Origin of the sequence: Paracoccus isoporae, from assembly GCF_900101865.1 — a bacterium.
Classification (GTDB): Bacteria; Pseudomonadota; Alphaproteobacteria; order Rhodobacterales; family Rhodobacteraceae; genus Paracoccus; species Paracoccus isoporae.
Genome location: NZ_FNAH01000003.1, coordinates 117268 through 135582 on the forward strand (window position 1 = coordinate 117268; position 18315 = coordinate 135582).

21 protein-coding genes are annotated in these 18315 nt (G+C 67.8%); 10 read left to right on the forward strand and 11 right to left on the reverse strand.

Going from position 1 to position 18315, the window contains the following annotated elements; translation table 11 throughout:
* Window positions 1-73: 73 nt before the first annotated feature.
* From lepB to BLT73_RS06890, 5 genes are all read left to right on the forward strand, one after another.
* The gene (gene lepB, locus BLT73_RS06870; protein WP_090522558.1) at window positions 74-859 is read left to right on the forward strand and encodes a signal peptidase I; all 786 of its coding nucleotides are present in this window, start codon (window positions 74-76) and stop codon (window positions 857-859) included.
* Window positions 856-1539: a ribonuclease III gene (gene rnc / locus BLT73_RS06875; protein ID WP_090522156.1), complete on the forward strand. Its 684-nt coding sequence runs from the start codon at window positions 856-858 to the stop codon at window positions 1537-1539. The genes lepB and rnc overlap by 4 nt, the downstream gene beginning before the upstream one ends.
* A gap of 132 nt (window positions 1540-1671) precedes the next feature.
* On the forward strand, window positions 1672-2589 hold the full coding sequence (gene era / locus BLT73_RS06880; protein WP_090522158.1) for a GTPase Era: 918 nt from the start codon (window positions 1672-1674) through the stop codon (window positions 2587-2589).
* Window positions 2582-2914, forward strand: coding sequence for a DUF1491 family protein (locus BLT73_RS06885; protein ID WP_090522161.1), 333 nt, complete (start codon window positions 2582-2584; stop codon window positions 2912-2914). Before era ends, BLT73_RS06885 begins: the two co-directional genes overlap by 8 nt.
* Window positions 2915-3028: 114 nt before the next feature.
* Window positions 3029-3979 carry a DMT family transporter gene (locus tag BLT73_RS06890; RefSeq protein ID WP_090522163.1) on the forward strand — a complete coding sequence of 317 codons (951 nt, stop codon included), beginning with the start codon at window positions 3029-3031 and terminating at the stop codon, window positions 3977-3979.
* A 102-nt stretch (window positions 3980-4081) separates the two neighbouring features.
* On the opposite strand, the gene BLT73_RS06895 is transcribed toward BLT73_RS06890, so the two are convergent.
* On the reverse strand, window positions 4082-4468 hold the full coding sequence (locus BLT73_RS06895; protein WP_090522165.1) for a pore-forming ESAT-6 family protein: 387 nt from the start codon (window positions 4466-4468) through the stop codon (window positions 4082-4084).
* A gap of 171 nt (window positions 4469-4639) precedes the next feature.
* Here BLT73_RS06895 and rarD point away from each other — a divergent pair, with 171 nt between their 5' ends.
* Window positions 4640-5572: an EamA family transporter RarD gene (rarD, locus tag BLT73_RS06900; RefSeq protein WP_090522167.1), complete on the forward strand. Its 933-nt coding sequence runs from the start codon at window positions 4640-4642 to the stop codon at window positions 5570-5572.
* A gap of 51 nt (window positions 5573-5623) precedes the next feature.
* Here rarD and BLT73_RS06905 read toward each other — a convergent pair whose 3' ends face one another.
* The 6 genes from BLT73_RS06905 to BLT73_RS06930 all read right to left on the reverse strand — a co-directional run bounded on the left by BLT73_RS06905 (window position 5624) and on the right by BLT73_RS06930 (window position 11795).
* Window positions 5624-5989, reverse strand: a complete 366-nt coding sequence (locus BLT73_RS06905; RefSeq protein WP_090522169.1) for a VOC family protein — start codon at window positions 5987-5989, stop codon at window positions 5624-5626.
* 157 nt (window positions 5990-6146) lie between these two features.
* Entirely contained in the window at window positions 6147-6551 is a 405-nt protein-coding gene (gene acpS / locus BLT73_RS06910) for a holo-ACP synthase (RefSeq protein ID WP_090522171.1), read from the reverse strand.
* 42 nt (window positions 6552-6593) lie between these two features.
* The gene (locus tag BLT73_RS06915; protein ID WP_090522173.1) at window positions 6594-7331 is read right to left on the reverse strand and encodes a pyridoxine 5'-phosphate synthase; all 738 of its coding nucleotides are present in this window, start codon (window positions 7329-7331) and stop codon (window positions 6594-6596) included.
* Window positions 7332-7353: 22 nt separating this feature from the next.
* On the reverse strand, window positions 7354-8181 hold the full coding sequence (locus BLT73_RS06920) for a 4-(cytidine 5'-diphospho)-2-C-methyl-D-erythritol kinase (RefSeq protein WP_090522175.1): 828 nt from the start codon (window positions 8179-8181) through the stop codon (window positions 7354-7356).
* On the reverse strand, window positions 8178-10043 hold the full coding sequence (locus BLT73_RS06925) for a tetratricopeptide repeat protein (RefSeq protein WP_090522177.1): 1866 nt from the start codon (window positions 10041-10043) through the stop codon (window positions 8178-8180). Before BLT73_RS06925 ends, BLT73_RS06920 begins: the two co-directional genes overlap by 4 nt.
* A 93-nt stretch (window positions 10044-10136) precedes the next feature.
* Window positions 10137-11795, reverse strand: a complete 1659-nt coding sequence (locus tag BLT73_RS06930) for an electron transfer flavoprotein-ubiquinone oxidoreductase (protein ID WP_090522560.1) — start codon at window positions 11793-11795, stop codon at window positions 10137-10139.
* Window positions 11796-12117: 322 nt separating this feature from the next.
* On the opposite strand from BLT73_RS06930, the gene greA reads away from it, so the two are divergent.
* The 4 genes from greA to BLT73_RS06950 all read left to right on the forward strand — a co-directional run bounded on the left by greA (window position 12118) and on the right by BLT73_RS06950 (window position 14712).
* Complete coding sequence (gene greA, locus BLT73_RS06935; protein WP_090522179.1) at window positions 12118-12588, forward strand: transcription elongation factor GreA; 471 nt, start codon at window positions 12118-12120, stop codon at window positions 12586-12588.
* The gene (locus BLT73_RS06940; protein WP_090522181.1) at window positions 12588-13520 is read left to right on the forward strand and encodes a hypothetical protein; all 933 of its coding nucleotides are present in this window, start codon (window positions 12588-12590) and stop codon (window positions 13518-13520) included. Before greA ends, BLT73_RS06940 begins: the two co-directional genes overlap by 1 nt.
* 83 nt (window positions 13521-13603) lie before the next feature.
* Complete coding sequence (locus BLT73_RS06945; protein ID WP_090522183.1) at window positions 13604-14383, forward strand: AzlC family ABC transporter permease; 780 nt, start codon at window positions 13604-13606, stop codon at window positions 14381-14383.
* Window positions 14383-14712 carry an AzlD domain-containing protein gene (locus BLT73_RS06950; protein WP_090522186.1) on the forward strand — a complete coding sequence of 110 codons (330 nt, stop codon included), beginning with the start codon at window positions 14383-14385 and terminating at the stop codon, window positions 14710-14712. The genes BLT73_RS06945 and BLT73_RS06950 overlap by 1 nt, the downstream gene beginning before the upstream one ends.
* On the opposite strand, the gene BLT73_RS06955 is transcribed toward BLT73_RS06950, so the two are convergent.
* From BLT73_RS06955 to BLT73_RS06970, 4 genes are read right to left on the reverse strand one after another with little or no spacing between them, the layout of a single operon-like run.
* On the reverse strand, window positions 14700-15335 hold the full coding sequence (locus tag BLT73_RS06955) for a hypothetical protein (protein WP_090522187.1): 636 nt from the start codon (window positions 15333-15335) through the stop codon (window positions 14700-14702). The genes BLT73_RS06950 and BLT73_RS06955 overlap by 13 nt on opposite strands.
* Window positions 15335-15484, reverse strand: a complete 150-nt coding sequence (locus BLT73_RS06960) for an aa3-type cytochrome c oxidase subunit IV (RefSeq protein ID WP_090522189.1) — start codon at window positions 15482-15484, stop codon at window positions 15335-15337. The genes BLT73_RS06955 and BLT73_RS06960 overlap by 1 nt, the downstream gene beginning before the upstream one ends.
* Window positions 15485-15541: 57 nt before the next feature.
* On the reverse strand, window positions 15542-16579 hold the full coding sequence (locus BLT73_RS06965; protein WP_090522191.1) for an MBL fold metallo-hydrolase: 1038 nt from the start codon (window positions 16577-16579) through the stop codon (window positions 15542-15544).
* Window positions 16576-18264 carry an acyl-CoA dehydrogenase gene (locus tag BLT73_RS06970; RefSeq protein ID WP_090522192.1) on the reverse strand — a complete coding sequence of 563 codons (1689 nt, stop codon included), beginning with the start codon at window positions 18262-18264 and terminating at the stop codon, window positions 16576-16578. Before BLT73_RS06970 ends, BLT73_RS06965 begins: the two co-directional genes overlap by 4 nt.
* Between the last annotated feature and the right edge of the window lie 51 nt (window positions 18265-18315).

Here is an 18315-nt window from a genome sequence, read left to right on the forward strand (position 1 = left end):
TCCGGGCAGTTCGCTTGACTTTCGCCCCCCCCGGCACCATTCAGCCCGGAGACGAAAATCCGAAGGAATGCCGATGGCGCGCAGCGAAAAGAAGGAAGGTCTCTGGGAAACGGTCAAGACCGTGTTCTGGGCGCTCGTCATCGCGGGGATCTTCCGCACCCTGTTCTTCCAGCCCTTCTGGATCCCCTCGGGCAGCATGAAGGACACGCTGCTGATCGGGGATTTCCTGTTCGTCAACAAGATGGCCTACGGCTACTCGGCTGTCTCCTGCCCCTTCTCCATGTGCCCGATCGAGGGCCGCATCCTCGAATCCCAGCCCGAGCGCGGCGACGTGGCCGTGTTCCGCCACCCGACCCGCGGCGTCGATTTCATCAAGCGCGTCATCGGCCTGCCGGGCGACCGGGTGCAGATGCGCGAGGGGCGGCTGTTCATCAACGAAAACCCGGTCAGCTACGAGGAAGAACCCGATTTCATCGAGGAAAAGGCCCCGCAGGGCTCGCACCGGCTGACCCCGCGCTGCAGCAATGACCCGGTCCCCGAAGGCGGCGCCTGCGTCAAGGAGCGGCTGACCGAGAACCTGCCCGACGGGCGCAGCCACAGCGTGCTGAACATCACCGATGGCTGGATCGCCGACAACACCCCGGTCTTCACCGTGCCGGAGGGGCATTATTTCTTCATGGGCGACAACCGCGACAACTCCGAGGATTCGCGCTTCCCGGCCGTGACCGGCGGGCTGGGCTTCGTGCCGGCGGAATATCTGATCGGTCGGGCCGACCGGATCATGTTCTCCTCGGCCGGGCGCTCGATGCTGTTCTTCTGGACCTGGCGCCCCGACCGCTTCTTCAAGGCGGTGAATTGAAGGTCTCGGCCGAGCTGCGCGGCTTCATGGCCCGGCTGGGCCACGACTTCGCGCGCCCCGAACTGCTGATCCAGGCGCTGACCCACGGCTCCGTCGCCTCGCCGACGCGGCCGCACAACCAGCGGCTCGAATTCCTGGGTGACCGGGTGCTGGGCCTGACCGTGGCCGAGGCGCTGTTCGCCGCCGACCGCAGCGCCACCGAAGGCCAGTTGGCGCCGCGCTACAACACGCTGGTGCGCGGCGAGACCTGCGCCGAGATCGCCCGCGAGATCGGGCTGGGCGAGGTGCTGAAGCTCGGCCGTTCCGAGATGATGTCCGGCGGCCGCCGCAAGGAGGCGTTGCTGGCCGACGCGATGGAGGCGGTGCTGGCCGCCATCTATCTCGATGCCGGGTTCGATGCGGCGCAGACCGTGATCCTGACCCTGTGGGCCGGGCGGCTCGACAATGTCGAAGACGACGCCCGCGACGCCAAGACCGCGCTTCAGGAATGGGCGCAGGCCAACGGGATGAGCCCGCCGCAATACAGCGTCACCGATCGAAGCGGCCCCGACCACGCCCCGGAATTCGAGATCACCGTGGCGCTGGAAAACGGCCGCCGCGCCGTCGCCCGCGGCAAGGGCACCAAGCGCAGCATCGAACAGCAAGCCGCCCGGACGATGCTGGCGGAGATCGGGGCGTGAGCGGCGATCTGCACGGCCCGCACGCGATCTGCCGACCGCCCATGCGTGGCGACGCACCGCCCCGGCCCGCCGCCCCGTTTCCCCCAAGCCGCCCCCTGTCGCGGCGCCACCTCCATCACCGGACCCCAACCCATGACCGATGACCACACCCAGACCCGCGCCGGCTTCATCGCCCTGATCGGCGAACCCAATGCCGGGAAATCCACCCTGCTGAACCAGATGGTCGGCGCCAAGGTCTCCATCGTCACCCACAAGGTCCAGACCACCCGCGCCCGCATCCGCGGCATCGCGATGGAGGGCGCGGCGCAGCTTGTCTTTGTCGACACGCCCGGCATTTTCCGCCCGCGCCGCCGGCTCGACCGCTCGATGGTCGCCGCCGCATGGGGCGGGGTGTCGGATGCCGATGTGATCGTCCTGCTGATCGAGGCGCATCGCGGCCTGACCGACGGGGTCCAGCAGATCCTCGACAATCTGCGCGAAACGGCGGGCGACCGCCCCGCGGCGCTGGCGATCAACAAGATCGACCGGGTGAACCCCGAAATCCTGCTGTCCCTGACCCAGCAGATGAATGAGGCCTATCCCTTCGCCCAGACCTTCATGATCTCGGCCCAGAAAGGCCGCGGCACCGACGCGCTGCGCAAATACCTGGCCGAAACCGTCCCCGAAGGCCCGTGGCTCTACCCCGAGGATCAACTGGCCGATCTGCCCATGCGCATGATCGCCGCCGAGATCACCCGCGAGAAGCTGACCCTGCGCCTGCACGAAGAACTGCCCTATCAGCTCACCGTCGAAACCGAGGCGTGGGAGGACCGCAAGGACGGCAGCGCCCGCATCGATCAGATCGTCTATGTCGCCCGCGCCGGTCACAAGGGCATCGTGCTGGGCCATAAGGGCGAAACCATCCGCGCCGTCGGCAAGGCCGCCCGCGAGGAGCTGACCGATTTTCTCGGCCGCCCCGTCCATCTGTTCCTGACCGTCAAGCTGCGCGAGAACTGGCTGAACGAGGCGGAGCGATTCACCGAAATGGGTCTCGATTTCAACGATGGCTGAACGGCTGGCGGCGCATGTCTGGGTCGGGGCCTATCTGACCCGGCTGGGTCTGGCCAATCTCCCCGCCTATGTGCTGCGCCACGGCGACGACACGGCGGGCGCGGTGCTGGTCAAATGCGCCACGCTGGACGGGCAGGCGACGCTCTGGCGGCGCGAATGGAATTTCGAGAGCGACACCCGGCCCTGGACCCGCATCAGCGCCGGTCCCGAGGCCGAGATCGACGCCGCGATCAACCGCGAAGCAGGTTTCGACCCCGATCTCTGGGTGATCGAGATCGAAAGCCGCGACGGCCGCACCCTGCTGGACGAGGACGGGCTGGGATAGCGCGCGCCTTGACATGCCGCCCGCCCGCACCCTAACCCCGGCCACGGCAGAACGACGCCGAAAACCATCAACCGCATGATGCCGACTGCTCCGGCATCTGCGCCGGAAAGCACCATGCCCAACCCAGATCGACGCCCCGCGACAACCGCCTCCGCCCTGCCCGGCATCGCCGCGATGAGCCTGGCGATGTTTCTGCTGCCCGCGGGCGACGCGCTGACCAAATCGCTGACCAGCATCATGGACCCGATCCAGATTGCCGCGATCCGGGCGGTTATCCAGGTGGCGCTGCTGTGGCTGGCGCTACCGCTGCTGCGCGGTTTCGCGGGCGGGCCTTCCCTGTCGGGATGGTCGATCCTGTCGGGCGTGCTGACGGCGGTGGTGGCGCTGTCGCTCATCACCGCGTTCCAGACCATGCCCATCGCCACCACCATCGCGATCTTCTTTGTCGAGCCGCTGCTGCTGATGCTGCTGGCAGGGGTGTTTCTGGGCGAAACCCCCGGCCCGCGCCGCTATGCGGCGGCGGCGGTGGGGCTCTGCGGCACGCTGATTATCCTGCGGCCGAACCTGGCGGAGTTCGGCGCGGCGGTGATCCTGCCGCTGATCGCCGCCCTGGCCTTCGCGCTGAACATGATCGTCACCCGCAAGGGCACGCGCCATGTCTCGCCCTTCAGCTTCCAGCTCGGCGCGTCGGTGCTTGGCATGATCGTGCTGGTGGCGGCGGCGCTGATCCGCACAGCCCTCGGCGGGGCATCGCCCGTCTCGCTGACCGGGCTGCCGGTCTGGGCGCTTGTCTTCCTGCTGGCCTCCGGCGCGATGATCGCGCTGACCTTCCTGCTCATCACCTTCGCCTTCAAGCACAGCGAGGCGAGCGTGCTGGCGCCGTTCCAGTATCTCGAGATCCTCGGCGCGGTGATCGTCGGCTACCTGGCCTTTGGCGAGGTGCTGGACCCGCTGACCCTGCTGGGCACGGTGATCGTGCTGGGTTCCGGGCTCTACGTGCTGCACCGAGAGGCGCGCGCCGGAAAGCCCGCCCCGCCCGCGCCGGGGCTGCGGGGTGGCGATTAGGGTTCGGGGCCGACTTCTGCCCGCTCCGAACCCCGCGCGCCCCCAGGCACCGCCGGAAACCTGACAGGCCCGGCGACGCCGTGGTGGGAGGTTGGGCGCGACTTATTCCGCCGGCACCTGCTCACCGGCCTGCACCACCAGCGAGGCAAGCTGGCCGCACAGCGCCGCCTCGTCCGCGCCCTGCTGGGATGCCGCATCGGCCAGCGACTGCTCGACGCCCATGGCGCTGACCATGCCGTCCTGCCCCTTGGCATAGGCCTCCTCGGCTGCGGCCTCGTCGCTGGCGGCGGGCATCATCGCCAGCAGCTCGGTCTGCGTCTCGATGGCCGCACCGTCGATGTGCCCCTGCGCCTGGCAATATTCCAGCACGCCCAACTGATTGCGCGCGGCGGACACCGCCATATCGGGATCCTGCGCGGCGCCATCCTGCGCATGGGCCAGGCCAGCAGTCAGGGCGAGACCCAGGGCGAGAGCGGTTGTCTTGAACATATCAAACCTCAACATTGATGCGGCTTGCGTGCCGCCGCGGTCAATCTGCGCATCCCGCCCGCAACATCAACCGCACCCGCCGGGGATGAGTGCCGAACCGCCGAAACCCGCCCCGCGCATCGGCAAGACTCCCCCTGCCCATTCCGATCCGGCCACGGTAACAACAGCGTCATGGAACCCGCGCCGCAGCCCGCTGATTCGCCGAAAGGCTTTCTCTTCGCCCTTGGCGCCTACGGGCTCTGGGGGGTGCTGCCGCTCTACATGAAGGCGCTCGCCCATATCCCGCCGCAGGAGGTGATCGCCCATCGCGTCATCTGGTCGCTGCCCATCGCCGGGGCGGTGCTGCTCGCGCAGCGCCGCACCGATGACATCCGCGCCGCCATCGCAAGGCCGCGCCTGCTGCTGATGGCCGGGCTGACGGCGGTGCTCATCACCGTGAACTGGCTGATCTATGTCTGGTCCATCGCCAATGACCGCGCCATCGAGGCGGCGTTGGGGTATTATATCAACCCGCTCTTCTCGGTGACGCTGGCCGCACTTCTGCTGGGCGAGCGGCTGACCCGGATGCAGATCGGCGCGGTGCTGCTGGCGGCGGCGGCGGTGGCCATCCTGACGGTGGAGACCGGCAGCCTGCCCGCCGTGGCCGTCGGGCTGACCTTCTCCTGGGGGTTCTATGCGTTCTTCAAGCGGTCCCTGCCGCTCGGCCCCAACCAGGGCTTCACGCTGGAGGTGATGCTGCTCTTCCTGCCCGCGCTTGCCTATCTGATCTGGTTGCAGATGCAGGGGGCGGGGCATTTCGGGCGCAACTGGCAGGACACGCTGCTGCTGATCGGCTGCGGCCCGGTCACGGCCATCCCGCTGATGTTCTACGCCAACGGCGCCAAGCTGCTGCGCCTCTCGACCATCGGGATCATGCAGTATCTCACCCCGACCATGGTGTTCTTCATCGCCGTGCTGATGTTCGGAGAGCCCTTCGACGGCGCCAAGCTGATCGCCTTCCCGATGATCTGGCTGGCACTGGCAATCTATTCATGGTCGCTGCTGCAATCCGCCCGCGCCCGGCGTCGCGCCGCGCGGATGAAGACCGCCCTGCGCCCGGAGTGAGCCTGCCGGTCTCGCGCCACGATATATGCGTCGCGCAGGCGGCCTGACGGATCAGCCCGCGCTCGCCACCCACCAGGTCGTTCCGGACGGATCGCGGAACCCGCCCCGCCGGTCGCCATCCTTCTGCGGCTCCAGCGGCTGCACCGCCTCCGCCCCGGCCGAGAGCGCCCGCGCATAGACCGCCTCGGGATCGTCGAGATAGAGATGCAGATGCGCGCCGCCGCCAAGATCGGCCTGCCCGACCATCACCACGCTGTCGCCGATCCGGGTCTCGGCATGGATGACCTCGCCATCCTCGCCACGCTGCACGCGCAGCGCCTCGGCACCGAAGACGCTCTGCGCGAACTCCAGCACCGCACCGGCATCGCTGACGATCAGGTAAGGGGACAGATCGGGATAGCTGGCAGGCTTGTACATCGTTCATTCCGGTAACTGCGGCGGTGTCGCTCAACGTCGCGGAGCCGCCGTATGTTCCGTGTCGGCAGCGTGTGCCGTTCGGGGCGCGTTAACCTGTCGGTGTACATCCGGTGTACAGCCTGTGTACGCGCGGTGTACGCGCTGTGCGGGCGGTTTTTCAGCCGGATTTCGGCAGCGCCTCGATCAGCACGAAGGCCTGCGCCCAGGGGTGATCGTCGGTCAGCGTGACGTGAACCACCGCCTCATGGTCAGTTGGTGTCATCTTGTCCAGCCGCTCCGCCGCCCATCCGGTCAGATGCATCACCGGCTGGCCGCTGCGCAGGTTGGAGACCGACATATCGCGCCAGCTTATGCCCATTGCCAGCCCGGTCCCAAGCGCCTTGGAACAGGCTTCCTTGGCTGCCCACCGCTTCGCCAGCGTGCCGGCCTCGTCCTTGCGGCGCGCGGCCTTGGCCAGTTCGCGCTCGGTAAAGACACGGTTGCGGAACCGGTCGCCGTGGCGGTCCAGCACGCCCCGGATCCGCTCGATATTGGCCAGATCCGTGCCGATTCCCAGAATCATCGCGCGCCCGCCGGGAACGCAGCGGCACAGGCCCGGCGGCGCTTACGCACCGCGCGCCTCGTCCATGCGGCGGCGCATCTCCTGCACCGCGGCGGGCAGGCCGATGAACAGCGATTCCGCGATCAGGAAATGGCCGATATTCAGCTCCTTCACCTGCGGAATCGCGGCGATGGGGCCGACCGTGTCGAAGGTCAGCCCGTGGCCCGCATGGACCTCCAGCCCCAGCGAGTCCGCCAGCGCCGCGCCCTCGCGCAGCCCGTCGAGTTCCGCATCGCGCTCCGCAATCCGGCCCTCCGTGTCGAAATCGCAATAGGCGCCGGTATGCAGTTCCACCACCGCCGCCCCGATCCGCGCGGCGGCCCGGATCTGGGCCGGCTCATGGCCGATGAACAGCGAGACCCGACAGCCCGCCGACCGCAACGGCTCGATGTAATGGCCAAGCGCATTCTCGTTGCCCGCCACGTCCAGCCCGCCCTCGGTAGTGCGCTCCTCGCGCTTTTCGGGCACCAGGCAGACCGCATGCGGCGTGTGGCGCAGCGCGATGGTCTGCATCTCCGCCGTCGCCGCCATTTCCAGGTTCAAGGGCAGGCGCAGCCCCGCCATCAGCGCATCAATATCGGCGTCGCTGATATGGCGACGATCCTCGCGCAGATGGGCGGTGATGCCGTCCGCGCCCGCTTCTTCCGCCAGTTGCGCGGCCCTGAGCGGGTCCGGCCAGGGCGTGCCGCGCGCATTGCGCACCGTCGCCACATGATCGATATTCACGCCGAGTCTCAGCATCGCGGCACCTCCTGCCCGCAGGTTAGACCGGCTGCGGCGGCGGCGCGAGTCCCGTTGCCGTCACCCACCAGTTTTCATGCGCCGCACCAATGCGATAGGCGGCCAGCCCCGCCGCGCTTGCATCGGTGAAAATCCCGAAACAGGTCGCGCCAGAGCCGGACATCCGCGCCAGCAGCGCACCCGCGTCGCGCAATTCCCGCAGCACCGTGGCGATCTGGGGGCAGAGCGTGATCGCCGGCGCCTCCAGATCGTTGCGGCAGGTCTGAAGATAGGCAACGAGTGCGGGCAGGTCGAAGCGGTCGGGCATTGCGGGCAAGGGCGCATTGTCCTTGCGCTGCAAGGCGCTGAAGACTTGCGGGGTGGGCATCTCGACGCGCGGATTGACCAGCACCAGCCGCAGATCCGGCATCTCCGGCACGGGCTCGATGATCTCGCCCACGCCGCGCATCCGGGCCGGGCGCGCGGCCAGGCAGACCGGCAGATCCGCCCCCAGCCGCTCGGTGGCGTCCGGGATCGGCACGCCCATCCGCGCCAGCCCGCGCAGCACCGCCGCCGCATCCGCCGAGCCGCCGCCGATCCCGGCGGCGACGGGCAGGGTCTTGGTCAGCCGGATCGCCGCCTGTCCGCCCGCCAGCCGCGCAGCCTTCAGGCAAAGATTGTCGTCCTCGTCCAATCCGCTGGCAAAGGGGCCGTCCACCGACAGGCTCAGCGGCCCCGCATCCAGCGTCAGCTTATCCCCCGCCGCCGCAAACACCACCAGCGAGTCGAGCAGGTGATACCCGTCCGGCCTCTGCCCGGTGACATGCAGCGCCAAATTCAGCTTGGCCGGCGCGACTTCCGTGACGCTCATTCGGTCGCGGAACGCTCGGCCGCGCCTGGCTCCGACGGCAAACGCCCCCCATTCGCCGCCTCCTCCGCCAGCACCGCATCCAGCCCACGCTGCAATTTCGCCCGGATTCGCTGCGAATCTTCCTCGGTTTCGGGGCCGAAACTCAGCGCCCGGCTCCACTGGATTTCCGCCTCGCGCTTGCGGCCGACCTGCCAGTAGATATCGCCCAGATGGTCATTCACCAGCGAATCGTTGCTCATCAGCGCGACGGCGCGTTCCTGCGGCTCCACCGCCTCGCGGTAGCGGCCAAGCCGGTACAGCGCCCAGCCGAGCGAATCGAGGATATAGCCGTCATCCGGCGAGAGCCGCACGGCGCGTTCGATCAACTCCAAGGCCTCATCGAGATTCTCGCCCCGATCGACATAGGAATAGCCCAGGTAATTCAGCATCTGCGCGTTGTTCGGCTGGATTGCCAGCGCCGCGCGCAGATCGGCTTCGGCGCGCGGAAAATCCCCCAGCCGCTCCAGGGCGATGGCGCGGGCATAGCGCGGGAACCACAGCGCATCGGTGTCGGCCGGGTCGATCAGCGCCACGGCCTTGTCATAGGCCGGAACCGCCTGGGCCCATTTTTCCTGCTGCCGCATCAGATCGCCAAGCGCGATCCAGCCCTCGGGCAACTCGGGATGGGCCGCGGTCAGCGCCAACGCCGCCTTTTCCGCATCGCCCATCCGATCCGCACGGGCAAGCGCGTCGATCCGCACCAGCTCGGCAGTGGGGCGCATCTGGTCCTGTTCGCGCAGCTTGTCGAACTGCGCCTCGGCGGCATCGAACTGGCCCACCGATTGCAGCATCTGCGCCACCATCAGCCGGGCATCGGCCATGTCGGGCGCGACATAGCTGGCCATGCGGGCATGGATCAGCGCCAGCGGGTTCGGATCGACGTCATTGGCCAGCAGCGTGGCGAAGGTCAGATAGACCTGGGCCACGCCGTCGCGCGGGTTCTGCACCACGTCGAAGGCCACCGGCTCGCCCTGCCGGAGCCGGTCGGCCAGATCCTCCGCCACGCCGTCGATTGCGATCCCGGCCACATCGTCCAGCTTCTGCAGCGCCTCGTCCCGCCGGTCGATCTGGGCCAGCACCTGCGCCTCGACCACGGCGGACATGATGTTCTGATCGGGCGCGTCGCTCTCCAGCAGGGCCGCGGCGGATTCGAAGTCACCGACCAGAGCCTTTGCCAGCGCCATGTTGTAATCGACCAGCTCGCCCGTGCCGGGGATCGCCCGCACACGCTCGAACGCGGCATCGGCATCGGCGGCGCGGCCCAGGCCCAGCAGGGCCCAGCCCCGCAACATCCCGTCGAGCAGCACTTCGGGGCCCTGCGGATCACCCGGCCCGGTTGCGTCCAGGGCCGCGAGCAGCCCCTCCCAATCCTCGTCCTGCGCCGCCCGCGCACGCGTGACAAGCTCGACGAGGCGCGACGAGATCCCCGCCCCGCCCGCATCTATCCGCTCGTCGATCAGGCCGAAGGCGCGGTCGATCTGGCCCGAGGCAAGCAGCGTCACGAGCGCGCTGTCATTGAGATAGCTGGAGGACGGATCCTGCGCCAACGCACGGAGGTAATACTCAGCCGCAGCCTCGAAATCATTCTCCATCGCCGCCGTGCGCGCCGCCAGATACGGCCCGACGAGATCGCGGGTCAGGGGCGCGGATGTATCCGGTGGCGCCTCTGCCTCGGCGGGCTCCGTCGCGGCATCCTGGGTCGTGTCCCGGTCGGGGCGCGGTGGCGGCGGGGTCGAATCCTGCGCCCAGGCCGGCATGGATGTCGGCAGCGCGGCCGGCGCCGCGGCCAGACATGCAAGGGCGAGAAGGTGCAGAAGCTTCATCAGGTCCGATCCGGTATTCCGTGTCGGCACGACCCTATCCCCGCCACCGCGGACACGCAACGCCGGGACCGGGCGCCGTGTCGCCCGCCGCCATCACATATTCGGGTAGTTCGGCCCGTCCGCACCCTGTGGTGTTGTCCAGACGATGTTCTGCGACGGGTCCTTGATGTCGCAGGTCTTGCAATGGACGCAGTTCTGGAAATTGATCTGGAACCGGGCCTCGTCGCCCTCGCCCACCACCTCATAGACGCCTGCCGGGCAATAGCGCTGCGCAGGCTCGGCATATTCGGGCAGGTTGATCTCGATCGGGACGGAGGGATCCTTCAGCTTCAGATGCGAGGGCTGGCTTTCCTCGTGATTGGTGAAGCTGAAACTGACATTGGTCAGCCGGTCGAAGCTGAGCTTGCCGTCGGGTTTGGGATAGTCGATCTTCGGGTAATCCGCCGCCTTGCCGGTGGCCTGCGCGTCGGTCTTGCAGTGTTTCCACGACCCGAGGGGATTCCAGCCGGTCAGGTTGGCCACCCACATGTCGAACCCGCCAAGCGCGAGGCTGGCCCAAAGCCCCATGCGCGACCAGATCGGCTTGACGTTGCGCACCTTCTTGAGATCCGCCGCGACCGGACCGGAGCGGATATCGTCTTCGTAAGCGGTCAGCTCGTCGCCCTCGCGCCCCTCTGCGATGGCAGCGGCCGCAGCGTTTGCGGCGGCGATGCCCGACAGCATGGCGTTGTGATTGCCCTTGATGCGCGGCACGTTCACCATCCCCGCCGAACAGCCCAGAAGGACGCCGCCGGGGAAACTCAGCTTCGGCAGCGACTGCCAGCCGCCTTCGGTGATGGCCCGCGCGCCATAGGCGACGCGCTTGCCGCCCTCCAGCAGTTCGGCCACCATCGGGTGATGCTTGAACCGCTGGAACTCCATATAGGGATAGAGATAGGGGTTGGCGTAGTTCAGGTGTACGACGAAGCCGACCAACACCTGATTGTTCTCGAAATGATAGATGAAGCTGCCGCCGCCGGCATTCTTGCCGAGCGGCCAGCCCATCGTGTGGGTGACGGTGCCGGGCTTGAACTTCTCCGGGTCGATTTCCCAGATCTCCTTCATGCCGAGCCCGAATTTCTGCGGCTCATGCCCGTCCGAGAGGTTGTATCTGGCGATCACCTCCTTGGAGAGCGAGCCGCGCACCCCCTCGGCCAGCATCACGTATTTCCCGCGCAGCTCCATGCCGGGTTCATATTGCGCGCCGGGCGTGCCGTCGGCATTCAGCCCCATCTCGCCCGCGACGACCCCGGCCACGCGCTCGCCATCCAGCACGAGCGCGGAACAGGCCATGCCGGGAAAGATTTCCACGCCCATCGCCTCGGCCTGCTCGGCCAGCCAGCGGGTGACGTTGCCCATCGAGACGATGTAATTGCCGTGATTGTTCATCAGAGGCGGCATCGGCCAGTTCGGCACCCGCATCTGGCCGGACTCCCCGAGAATGTAGAAATTATCCTCCGTGACCTCCTGCGTCACCGGGGCGCCCTTGTCGCGCCAGTCGGGGATCAGCGCATCCAGACCCGACGGGTCCAGCACCGCGCCGGACAGGATATGCGCCCCGATCTCGGAGCCTTTTTCCAGCACGACCACGTTCAGATCTTCGTTGATCTGCTTGAGCCGGATCGCCGCGGAAAGCCCCGCAGGTCCGCCCCCCACGATCACAACGTCGAAATCCATCGACTCGCGTTCGACTGCGTTGTCCTGCTCGGTCATCTGGCTTGCCTCCGCTCGCATTTGCTTCCGCATTTCTAGACCCTGAGACCCCGCCCGGCAATGATTACGCGGCGCTGCAGCAAGACGTTAGCGCAATCTTCGTAAACATGGCGGCGGGATCGGGTGCGGAAAGCATCAAGATTCGGCGGCGGGACGCGCACACCGGACTGTTTCCCTTGCATTGCCCGCGCGGATGATGGAACGCTGGGGGACAACGGAACCCCGCGCCCCTGCCATTTGTTTGGCGGGGGCGTTGTCCTAGACCACGCCGCGTGCCGCCGTTGGCGGGGCGGCGGCAGACGCAGCAGAAGCAGGAAAGACGATGGAAAAGATCCCCATGACGCGCGCCGGATATGAACAGCTCGACGGCGAACTGCGCGATCTCAAGGGCACCGAGCGGCCGGCGATCATCGCGGCCATTGCCGAGGCGCGGTCGCATGGCGATCTGTCGGAAAATGCCGAATATCATTCCGCCCGCGAGAAGCAGAGCTTCATCGAGGGCCGCATCAAGGAGCTGGAGCAGGTGCTGTCGCGCGCCGAGGTGATCGACCCCTCGAAGCTGTCGGGCAGCATCAAGTTCGGCGCCAAGGTGGTCCTGCTGGACGAGGATACCGAGGAAGAGAAGACCTACCAGATCGTCGGTGAGCACGAGGCCAGCCTGGAAAAAGGGCTGCTGAACATGCGCTCGCCGTTGGCACGGGCGCTGATCGGCAAGGAAGAGGGCGACAGCGTCGATGTGCAGACGCCCGGCGGGCTGCGCAGCTACGAGATCCTGTCGGTCCGGTTCGCGTGATGCCGGACTGGCGCGGCGGACGGGACAAGGCCGGGCGGGCCACCATCATCGGTGCGGCGCTGACGGCGCTGTGGCTGGTGATGCTGCTGCTGTTCTGGCTGACCTCGGGCGGTGCCGGAGACGGGCCGGGCCGCTGGGTGTCCATTGTCGCGGCGCTGATGCCGGTGGCGCTGATCTGGGTCGCCGTGCGGCTCGCCCATTCCGTGCAGGCACTCGGTGACGAGGCGCAGGACTTGCGCGCGTCGCTGGAGCATCACCTCCTGCGCCGTGAGCCGCCGCGCGGCGGGGCGGAAGCTGCGGCGCCCGAGACGGCAACGCCAAGGCTTGCCGCGCCCCCGCCGCGCCCTGCGCCGCCTGCCGCCACCCGCGAGCGTGCGGCGGCGCCTCCGCCCGTCCGCCGCGAGGAACCGCGCCAGTCCAGCCTCGGCTTCGATGCGCCGGAGCCGGTGGATCTGCCCGCCGAGACGGTCCTGCGCGCGCTGAACTTTCCCGACGGCCCGGATGATGCCGCGGCCATCGCGGCGCTGCGCGATGCGCTGCGCGATCCCGACCATGCGCGGCTGATCCGCAGCGCGCAGGACGTGGTGACACTGCTGGCCGATCGCGGCATCTATACCGACGATCTGGAGCCGGCCCCGGCCGATGCTGCCGCCTGGCGCCGGTTTGCCGAGGGGCAGCGGGGTCAGGCCGTCTCCGGCGTCGGCGCGGTTCACGACCCGCAAATGCTGGAGGCCGCGGTGGTCGCCATGCGCAGCGATGACGTGTTCCGCGATGCGGTGCATCATTTCCTGCGGCTGTTCGACCGCGGCGCGACCGCGCTGCTGCCGCGCCTCTCGGATGACGAGATCGTCTGGCTGGCAGAGACCCGCTCGGCGCGGGCCTTCATGCTGATGGCGCGGGCGGCGGGGTTGTTCGGGCAGGAGGAGGGATGAGCCGAGCCGAACCCGGCGCATCGGCTTGCGCCTGATCGCGACGCCGATATGGTTGCCTCCTGACCCCTGACCCAGTGAACGTCATGCCGATACCGACACCCGCCCTTTCGCGCAGGGACCGCGCACAGGAACAGGCCCGCAGCCGCGCCCTGTCGCGCACACCCATGCAGAGCCTGCGGCACGGCGCGTTGCAATCGCTGCCCTTCTTGCTGGTGATCGCGCCGTTCGGGCTGCTGTTCGGGGTGGTGGCGACCGCGGCAGGGTTCGACCTGGCCGAGACGATGGGCTTCACCATCCTGGTCTTCGCCGGCGCATCGCAATTCACCGCAGTGCAGTTGATGACCGATCAGGCCCCGGTCTGGCTGGTCATCCTGTCATCGCTGGCAGTCAACCTGCGCATGGCGATGTATTCGGCCTCCATGGTGCCGTGGCTGGGCACCGCCTCGCAACCGACCCGCGCAGCCATTGCCTATGCGCTGATCGATCAGACCTATGTCCTGTCGATCGATTACTATCAGAACGCGCCGCGGCTGAGCCTGCCGCAGAGGCTCGGCTATTTCGCGGGCACCTCGCTGGTGATGTGCGGGGCCTGGGTCTCGTGCAGCCTCGCGGGCGCGGTGTTCGGCCGCGCGATCCCGGACAGCATTCCGCTGGATTTCGCCGTGCCGATCACCTTCCTCGCGATGATCGCGCCGGCGCTGCGGACGCCCGCCCATGTGGCGGCGGCCAGCGTGGCCGTGATCGTCTCGCTGTTGCTGGTGGGGCTGCCTGCGGGCGTCGGGCCGATGATCGCCGCGCTGCTGGCGATGCTGACCGGCGCCGGGGTGGAGACCATGATGATCCGCAGAAGGGACAGCGCGTGATGCCCGGCTATGGCAGTTTCGAGATCTGGCTGATCATCCTGTCGGTGGCCATCGGCACGTTCTTCCTGCGCTACAGCTTTCTGGGCGCGATCGGCAATCGTCCGATGCCGGAATGGGTGCTGAGGATGCTGCGCTACACCGCCGTCGCGGTGCTGCCCGCCTTGGCCGCGCCGCTGGTGCTCTGGCCGGCGGCAACGGAAGGCCAGACCGACCCGGCCCGCCTGGCCGCGGCAATCGTCACGGTGATCACCGGCCTCGTTGCGCGCAATGCGCTTGCCGCCATCATCGCCGGCGCAGTCACGCTGGCGATCGGGCTTTACCTGTCATAGGCCTCGATCGAGCCGTCCTTCATCTGCAGCAGATCGCCGTGAACCAGCCGCGGATCGTCGTCGAGGAACTGGGTGGACTGAACGCCCGGCAGGGTCAGGAACCAGTCGCGCAGGCGCAGCGGGCTGAACCCGCTTGGCGCGCCCTCGAAGCCCGGTGTGGATCGCAGCACGGCTGAGCTGCCCACCGCGCAGAACGCCTTGCCGACCGGGCCATTGCCCTGCGCCGCGCGCAGGGCGCTCTCGGCCACCTCGGCCGTGACCGGCACGGTGTCCAGCGTCACGTAGTAACGCTCTCGCGGCAGGTTCCGGGCATGGTAGTCGATATAGACATTCCGCATCTCCGGCGTGATGCCATAGAGAACGTCATGGCGTTCGGGCGCGCGCGGATGGACGAAGCTGCCGGCGGGGTCGAAGATCACCCGCTGGCTGGCATTGATCATCAGCGCCGAATGGCCGCCCTCGCCCCGCGCCAGCCCGATCACCGTGATGAGCGAGATCGACGGCTGTTCGTCCGAACGGTACTGCACCGCACGCACGGCCTCGTCGCTGGCCCATTTGTTGTCGGCACCGCAGGCGGCCAGAAACAATGGCAGCGCCAGGGCGATCAGAACGCGCCGCAGCATCAGGCGTTCGTCAGCGCCAGAAACACCAGGACCCCGAGCGACAACACGGCGGACCAGGTGGCGAATTTCACGAAGCCGGCGAACATCTTTTCATGCTCGCGAATATCCATCGTGCCGTGTTCGTGCTCGGTTGCGTCATTCTGTGCCATGGCCTGTGTCCCTCACGCCGTTATTCGCGCCTTGCATAGACGATTGTCCGTCGGCTGTCACGCCGCTGCGCGCCACAGCACGCCACCGTGATCGTCCGTCCCTGCACGGGTGATGCGCCCCTCCTGCGCCAGCCGGTTCAGATGCCCGACCGATTCGACGAGCGCCAGGCCGAACTCCCCCGCGCCGATCGGCCGCTTGAACAGTGCCGGAAAGCAGCCCACCGCGGTCAGCCTCTGCTCAGACAGGGCGCGATGCACGCGGTCGAGCGCCGAGACGTGATTCTCGCGCATCTGGTTCAGCCGCAGGGGCAGGCCGGTGAAGGCCAGCTTGTGGCCGGGAAGGACGAGATGGCGATCTTCTGCCATGGCGGCGAAGCGGTCGCAGCTTTCCAGCCATTCGCCCACCGGATCGGCCTCCGGCTCGGTCGGATAGACGCCGAGATTGGGCGAAATCCCGGGCAGAAGCTGGTCGCCGCCGATCACCAGATCGTCGCCAAGCGACCAGAAGGTGGCATGTTCGGGCGCATGACCATCGCCGGTCGCCACGCGCCAGTCGCGCCCGCCGAACCTGACGGTCTGCCCATCGCAGATGCGGCGATAGCCCAGCGGAATCGGATGAACGCAGTCGGAGAAATTGAACGGACGCTCGCCCGCGCGCTGTGCCAGCATCTCCGGCGGCATGCCGGCGGCGCGCCAGAAGGCCAGCGATTGCGGCGGCGGCGCGTCCTGCTCGTCCAGCACCAGCATCCGCGCGGTCAGCCAGGCGGTGCGGGTCGCCCAGATCTCGGCGCCGTGATCCGCGAACCAGCCGGCCAGGCCGACATGGTCCGGGTGGTGATGGGTGACGATGACCCGCCGCACCGGCTGGCCGTGAAGCGGGCCGTCCAGCAAGGTCTGCCAGATCGCCCGGTTCTTCGCCGTGTCGAAGCCGGTATCCACCAGCGTCCAGCCATCGCCCTCGTCAAGCGCGTAGACATTCACGTGATCCAGCTTCATCGGAAGCGGCAGGCGCATCCACACCACGCCCGGCGCGACCTCGATGGCTTCGCCGGGGCCGGGCGGCTCGGCCCAGGGATGCCGGATCTCTGCGCTCACGCCAGGCCCAGGGCCTTGTCGCTGACCGCGTCCAGATCCGCGACCCCGGCCTCCACCCCGGCCAGATCGGCAGCGAAATGCGGCAGGACACGGTCCACATAGATGCGGGCGAGCGCCTTTTCATCCTCGCCCCCGGCCACCGCGGCCTTCAGATGGTAATAGGCGCCAAGCACGCGGGAGAAGGCCTGCAGATAGGGCATGGCTGCCGCGAAGCGGTCCTCCATCTTCATCTCGACCAGCTTGCCGGTGACTTCGGACAGGGTTTGCGCGGCGGTCCAGATCTCTTCGACCCGGCGTGGCCAGAGCTGGCTGTTGGCGCGCGCGAAATCCTGGACCTCGTCCAGGAGCGACTGCGCCGCGCTGCCGCCATCGGCCATCTTGCGGCCGACCAGATCCATCGCCTGGATGCCGTTCGTGCCCTCGTAGATGGGCGTGATGCGGACATCGCGCCAATACTGCGCCGCGCCCGTCTCCTCGATATAGCCCATGCCGCCATGCACCTGAATCGCGGTGTCGGCCACGCGGCAGCCTACATCGGTGCCGTAGGTCTTGGCCACCGGCGTCAGCAACGCGGCGCGCGCCGCCCAGTCGGCATCCCCGGTGGCGCGGGCCAGATCGAGCGCGGTCGCGCAGGCCAGGCAGATCGCGCGGGCGGCGAACACCTCGGCCCGCGACACGGCCAGCATCCGGCGCACATCGGCATGGCGGATGATCGGACCGAACTGCTCACGCTCCGCCGCGTATTCGGCGGCCTTCTGCAACGCCGCCTCGGCCACGCCCACGCCCTGCACCCCGACGCCGAGACGGGCCGCGTTCATCATCGTGAACATGGCCGCCATGCCGCCATTTTCCCTCCCGATCAGCCAGCCCGTCGCGCCCTCATAGCTCATGACGCAGGTGGGAGAGCCGTGAATGCCCATTTTCTCCTCAAGGCTGACGACCTTCAGGCTGTTGGCCTTGCCCGGATTGCCGTTTTCGTCGGGCAGGTATTTGGGCACCATGAACAGGCTGATCCCCTTGGTTCCCGCAGCCCCGTCCGGAAGCCGCGCCAGCACCGCGTGACAGACATTTTCGGTCACGTCGCTGTCGCCCCAGGTGATAAAGATCTTCTGCCCGGTGATGGTATAGCTGCCATCGCCATTCGGCTCGGCCTTCGTCTTCAGCGCACCGACATCGGAGCCGGCCTGCGGCTCGGTCAGGTTCATCGTACCGCTCCATTCGCCGGAGGTCAGCTTGGGCAAATAAAGCGCCTTCATCTCGTCACTGGCATGATGTTCGAGCGCCTCGATCTGGCCCTGGGTCAGAAGCGGGTTGAGTTGCAGCGCCAGGCAGGCGCCGGACATCATCTCCGAGACCGACATGTTCAGCGTCTGCGGCAATCCCGCCCCGCCATGGTCGGGATCGGCCGACAGCCCGATCCAGCCGCCTTCGGCAATGGCGCGGAACCCCTTGTCGAAGCCGGGAGAGGATCGCACGACGCCGTTTTCCAGCCGCGCCGGATGCGCGTCGCCCGCAGGGTTCAGCGGTGCCAGCACTTCCGCGCTCATCCGCCCGGCCTCGGTCAGAATGGCGTCGACAAGGTCGGGGGTGGCTTCGGAAAACCGCTCGGTCCCGGCCACTTCGGCAAAGGGCACGACGTGGTTGAGGATGAAGCGGATCTGATCGACAGGGGCGCGGTAAGCCATCGGAACTCCCTCGCCGGCTTGCCGGTTAGGCGCACGGCGTCTATGCAATGT

Coding starts and splice junctions, on each gene's coding strand:
- BLT73_RS06920 (WP_090522175.1), bottom strand. CDS start 8,181: ATGAGCGTCACGGAAGTCGCGCCGGCCAAGCTGAATTTGGCGCTGCAT.
- BLT73_RS06960 (WP_090522189.1), bottom strand. CDS start 15,484: ATGGCACAGAATGACGCAACCGAGCACGAACACGGCACGATGGATATT.
- BLT73_RS06945 (WP_090522183.1), top strand. CDS start 13,604: ATGCCGATACCGACACCCGCCCTTTCGCGCAGGGACCGCGCACAGGAA.
- acpS (WP_090522171.1), bottom strand. CDS start 6,551: ATGATTCTGGGAATCGGCACGGATCTGGCCAATATCGAGCGGATCCGG.
- BLT73_RS06905 (WP_090522169.1), bottom strand. CDS start 5,989: ATGTACAAGCCTGCCAGCTATCCCGATCTGTCCCCTTACCTGATCGTC.
- lepB (WP_090522558.1), top strand. CDS start 74: ATGGCGCGCAGCGAAAAGAAGGAAGGTCTCTGGGAAACGGTCAAGACC.
- rarD (WP_090522167.1), top strand. CDS start 4,640: ATGGAACCCGCGCCGCAGCCCGCTGATTCGCCGAAAGGCTTTCTCTTC.
- BLT73_RS06940 (WP_090522181.1), top strand. CDS start 12,588: ATGCCGGACTGGCGCGGCGGACGGGACAAGGCCGGGCGGGCCACCATC.
- BLT73_RS06915 (WP_090522173.1), bottom strand. CDS start 7,331: ATGCTGAGACTCGGCGTGAATATCGATCATGTGGCGACGGTGCGCAAT.
- BLT73_RS06930 (WP_090522560.1), bottom strand. CDS start 11,795: ATGACCGAGCAGGACAACGCAGTCGAACGCGAGTCGATGGATTTCGAC.
- BLT73_RS06925 (WP_090522177.1), bottom strand. CDS start 10,043: ATGAAGCTTCTGCACCTTCTCGCCCTTGCATGTCTGGCCGCGGCGCCG.
- BLT73_RS06970 (WP_090522192.1), bottom strand. CDS start 18,264: ATGGCTTACCGCGCCCCTGTCGATCAGATCCGCTTCATCCTCAACCAC.
- BLT73_RS06955 (WP_090522187.1), bottom strand. CDS start 15,335: ATGCTGCGGCGCGTTCTGATCGCCCTGGCGCTGCCATTGTTTCTGGCC.
- greA (WP_090522179.1), top strand. CDS start 12,118: ATGGAAAAGATCCCCATGACGCGCGCCGGATATGAACAGCTCGACGGC.
- BLT73_RS06890 (WP_090522163.1), top strand. CDS start 3,029: ATGCCCAACCCAGATCGACGCCCCGCGACAACCGCCTCCGCCCTGCCC.
- BLT73_RS06950 (WP_090522186.1), top strand. CDS start 14,383: ATGCCCGGCTATGGCAGTTTCGAGATCTGGCTGATCATCCTGTCGGTG.
- BLT73_RS06895 (WP_090522165.1), bottom strand. CDS start 4,468: ATGTTCAAGACAACCGCTCTCGCCCTGGGTCTCGCCCTGACTGCTGGC.
- era (WP_090522158.1), top strand. CDS start 1,672: ATGACCGATGACCACACCCAGACCCGCGCCGGCTTCATCGCCCTGATC.
- BLT73_RS06885 (WP_090522161.1), top strand. CDS start 2,582: ATGGCTGAACGGCTGGCGGCGCATGTCTGGGTCGGGGCCTATCTGACC.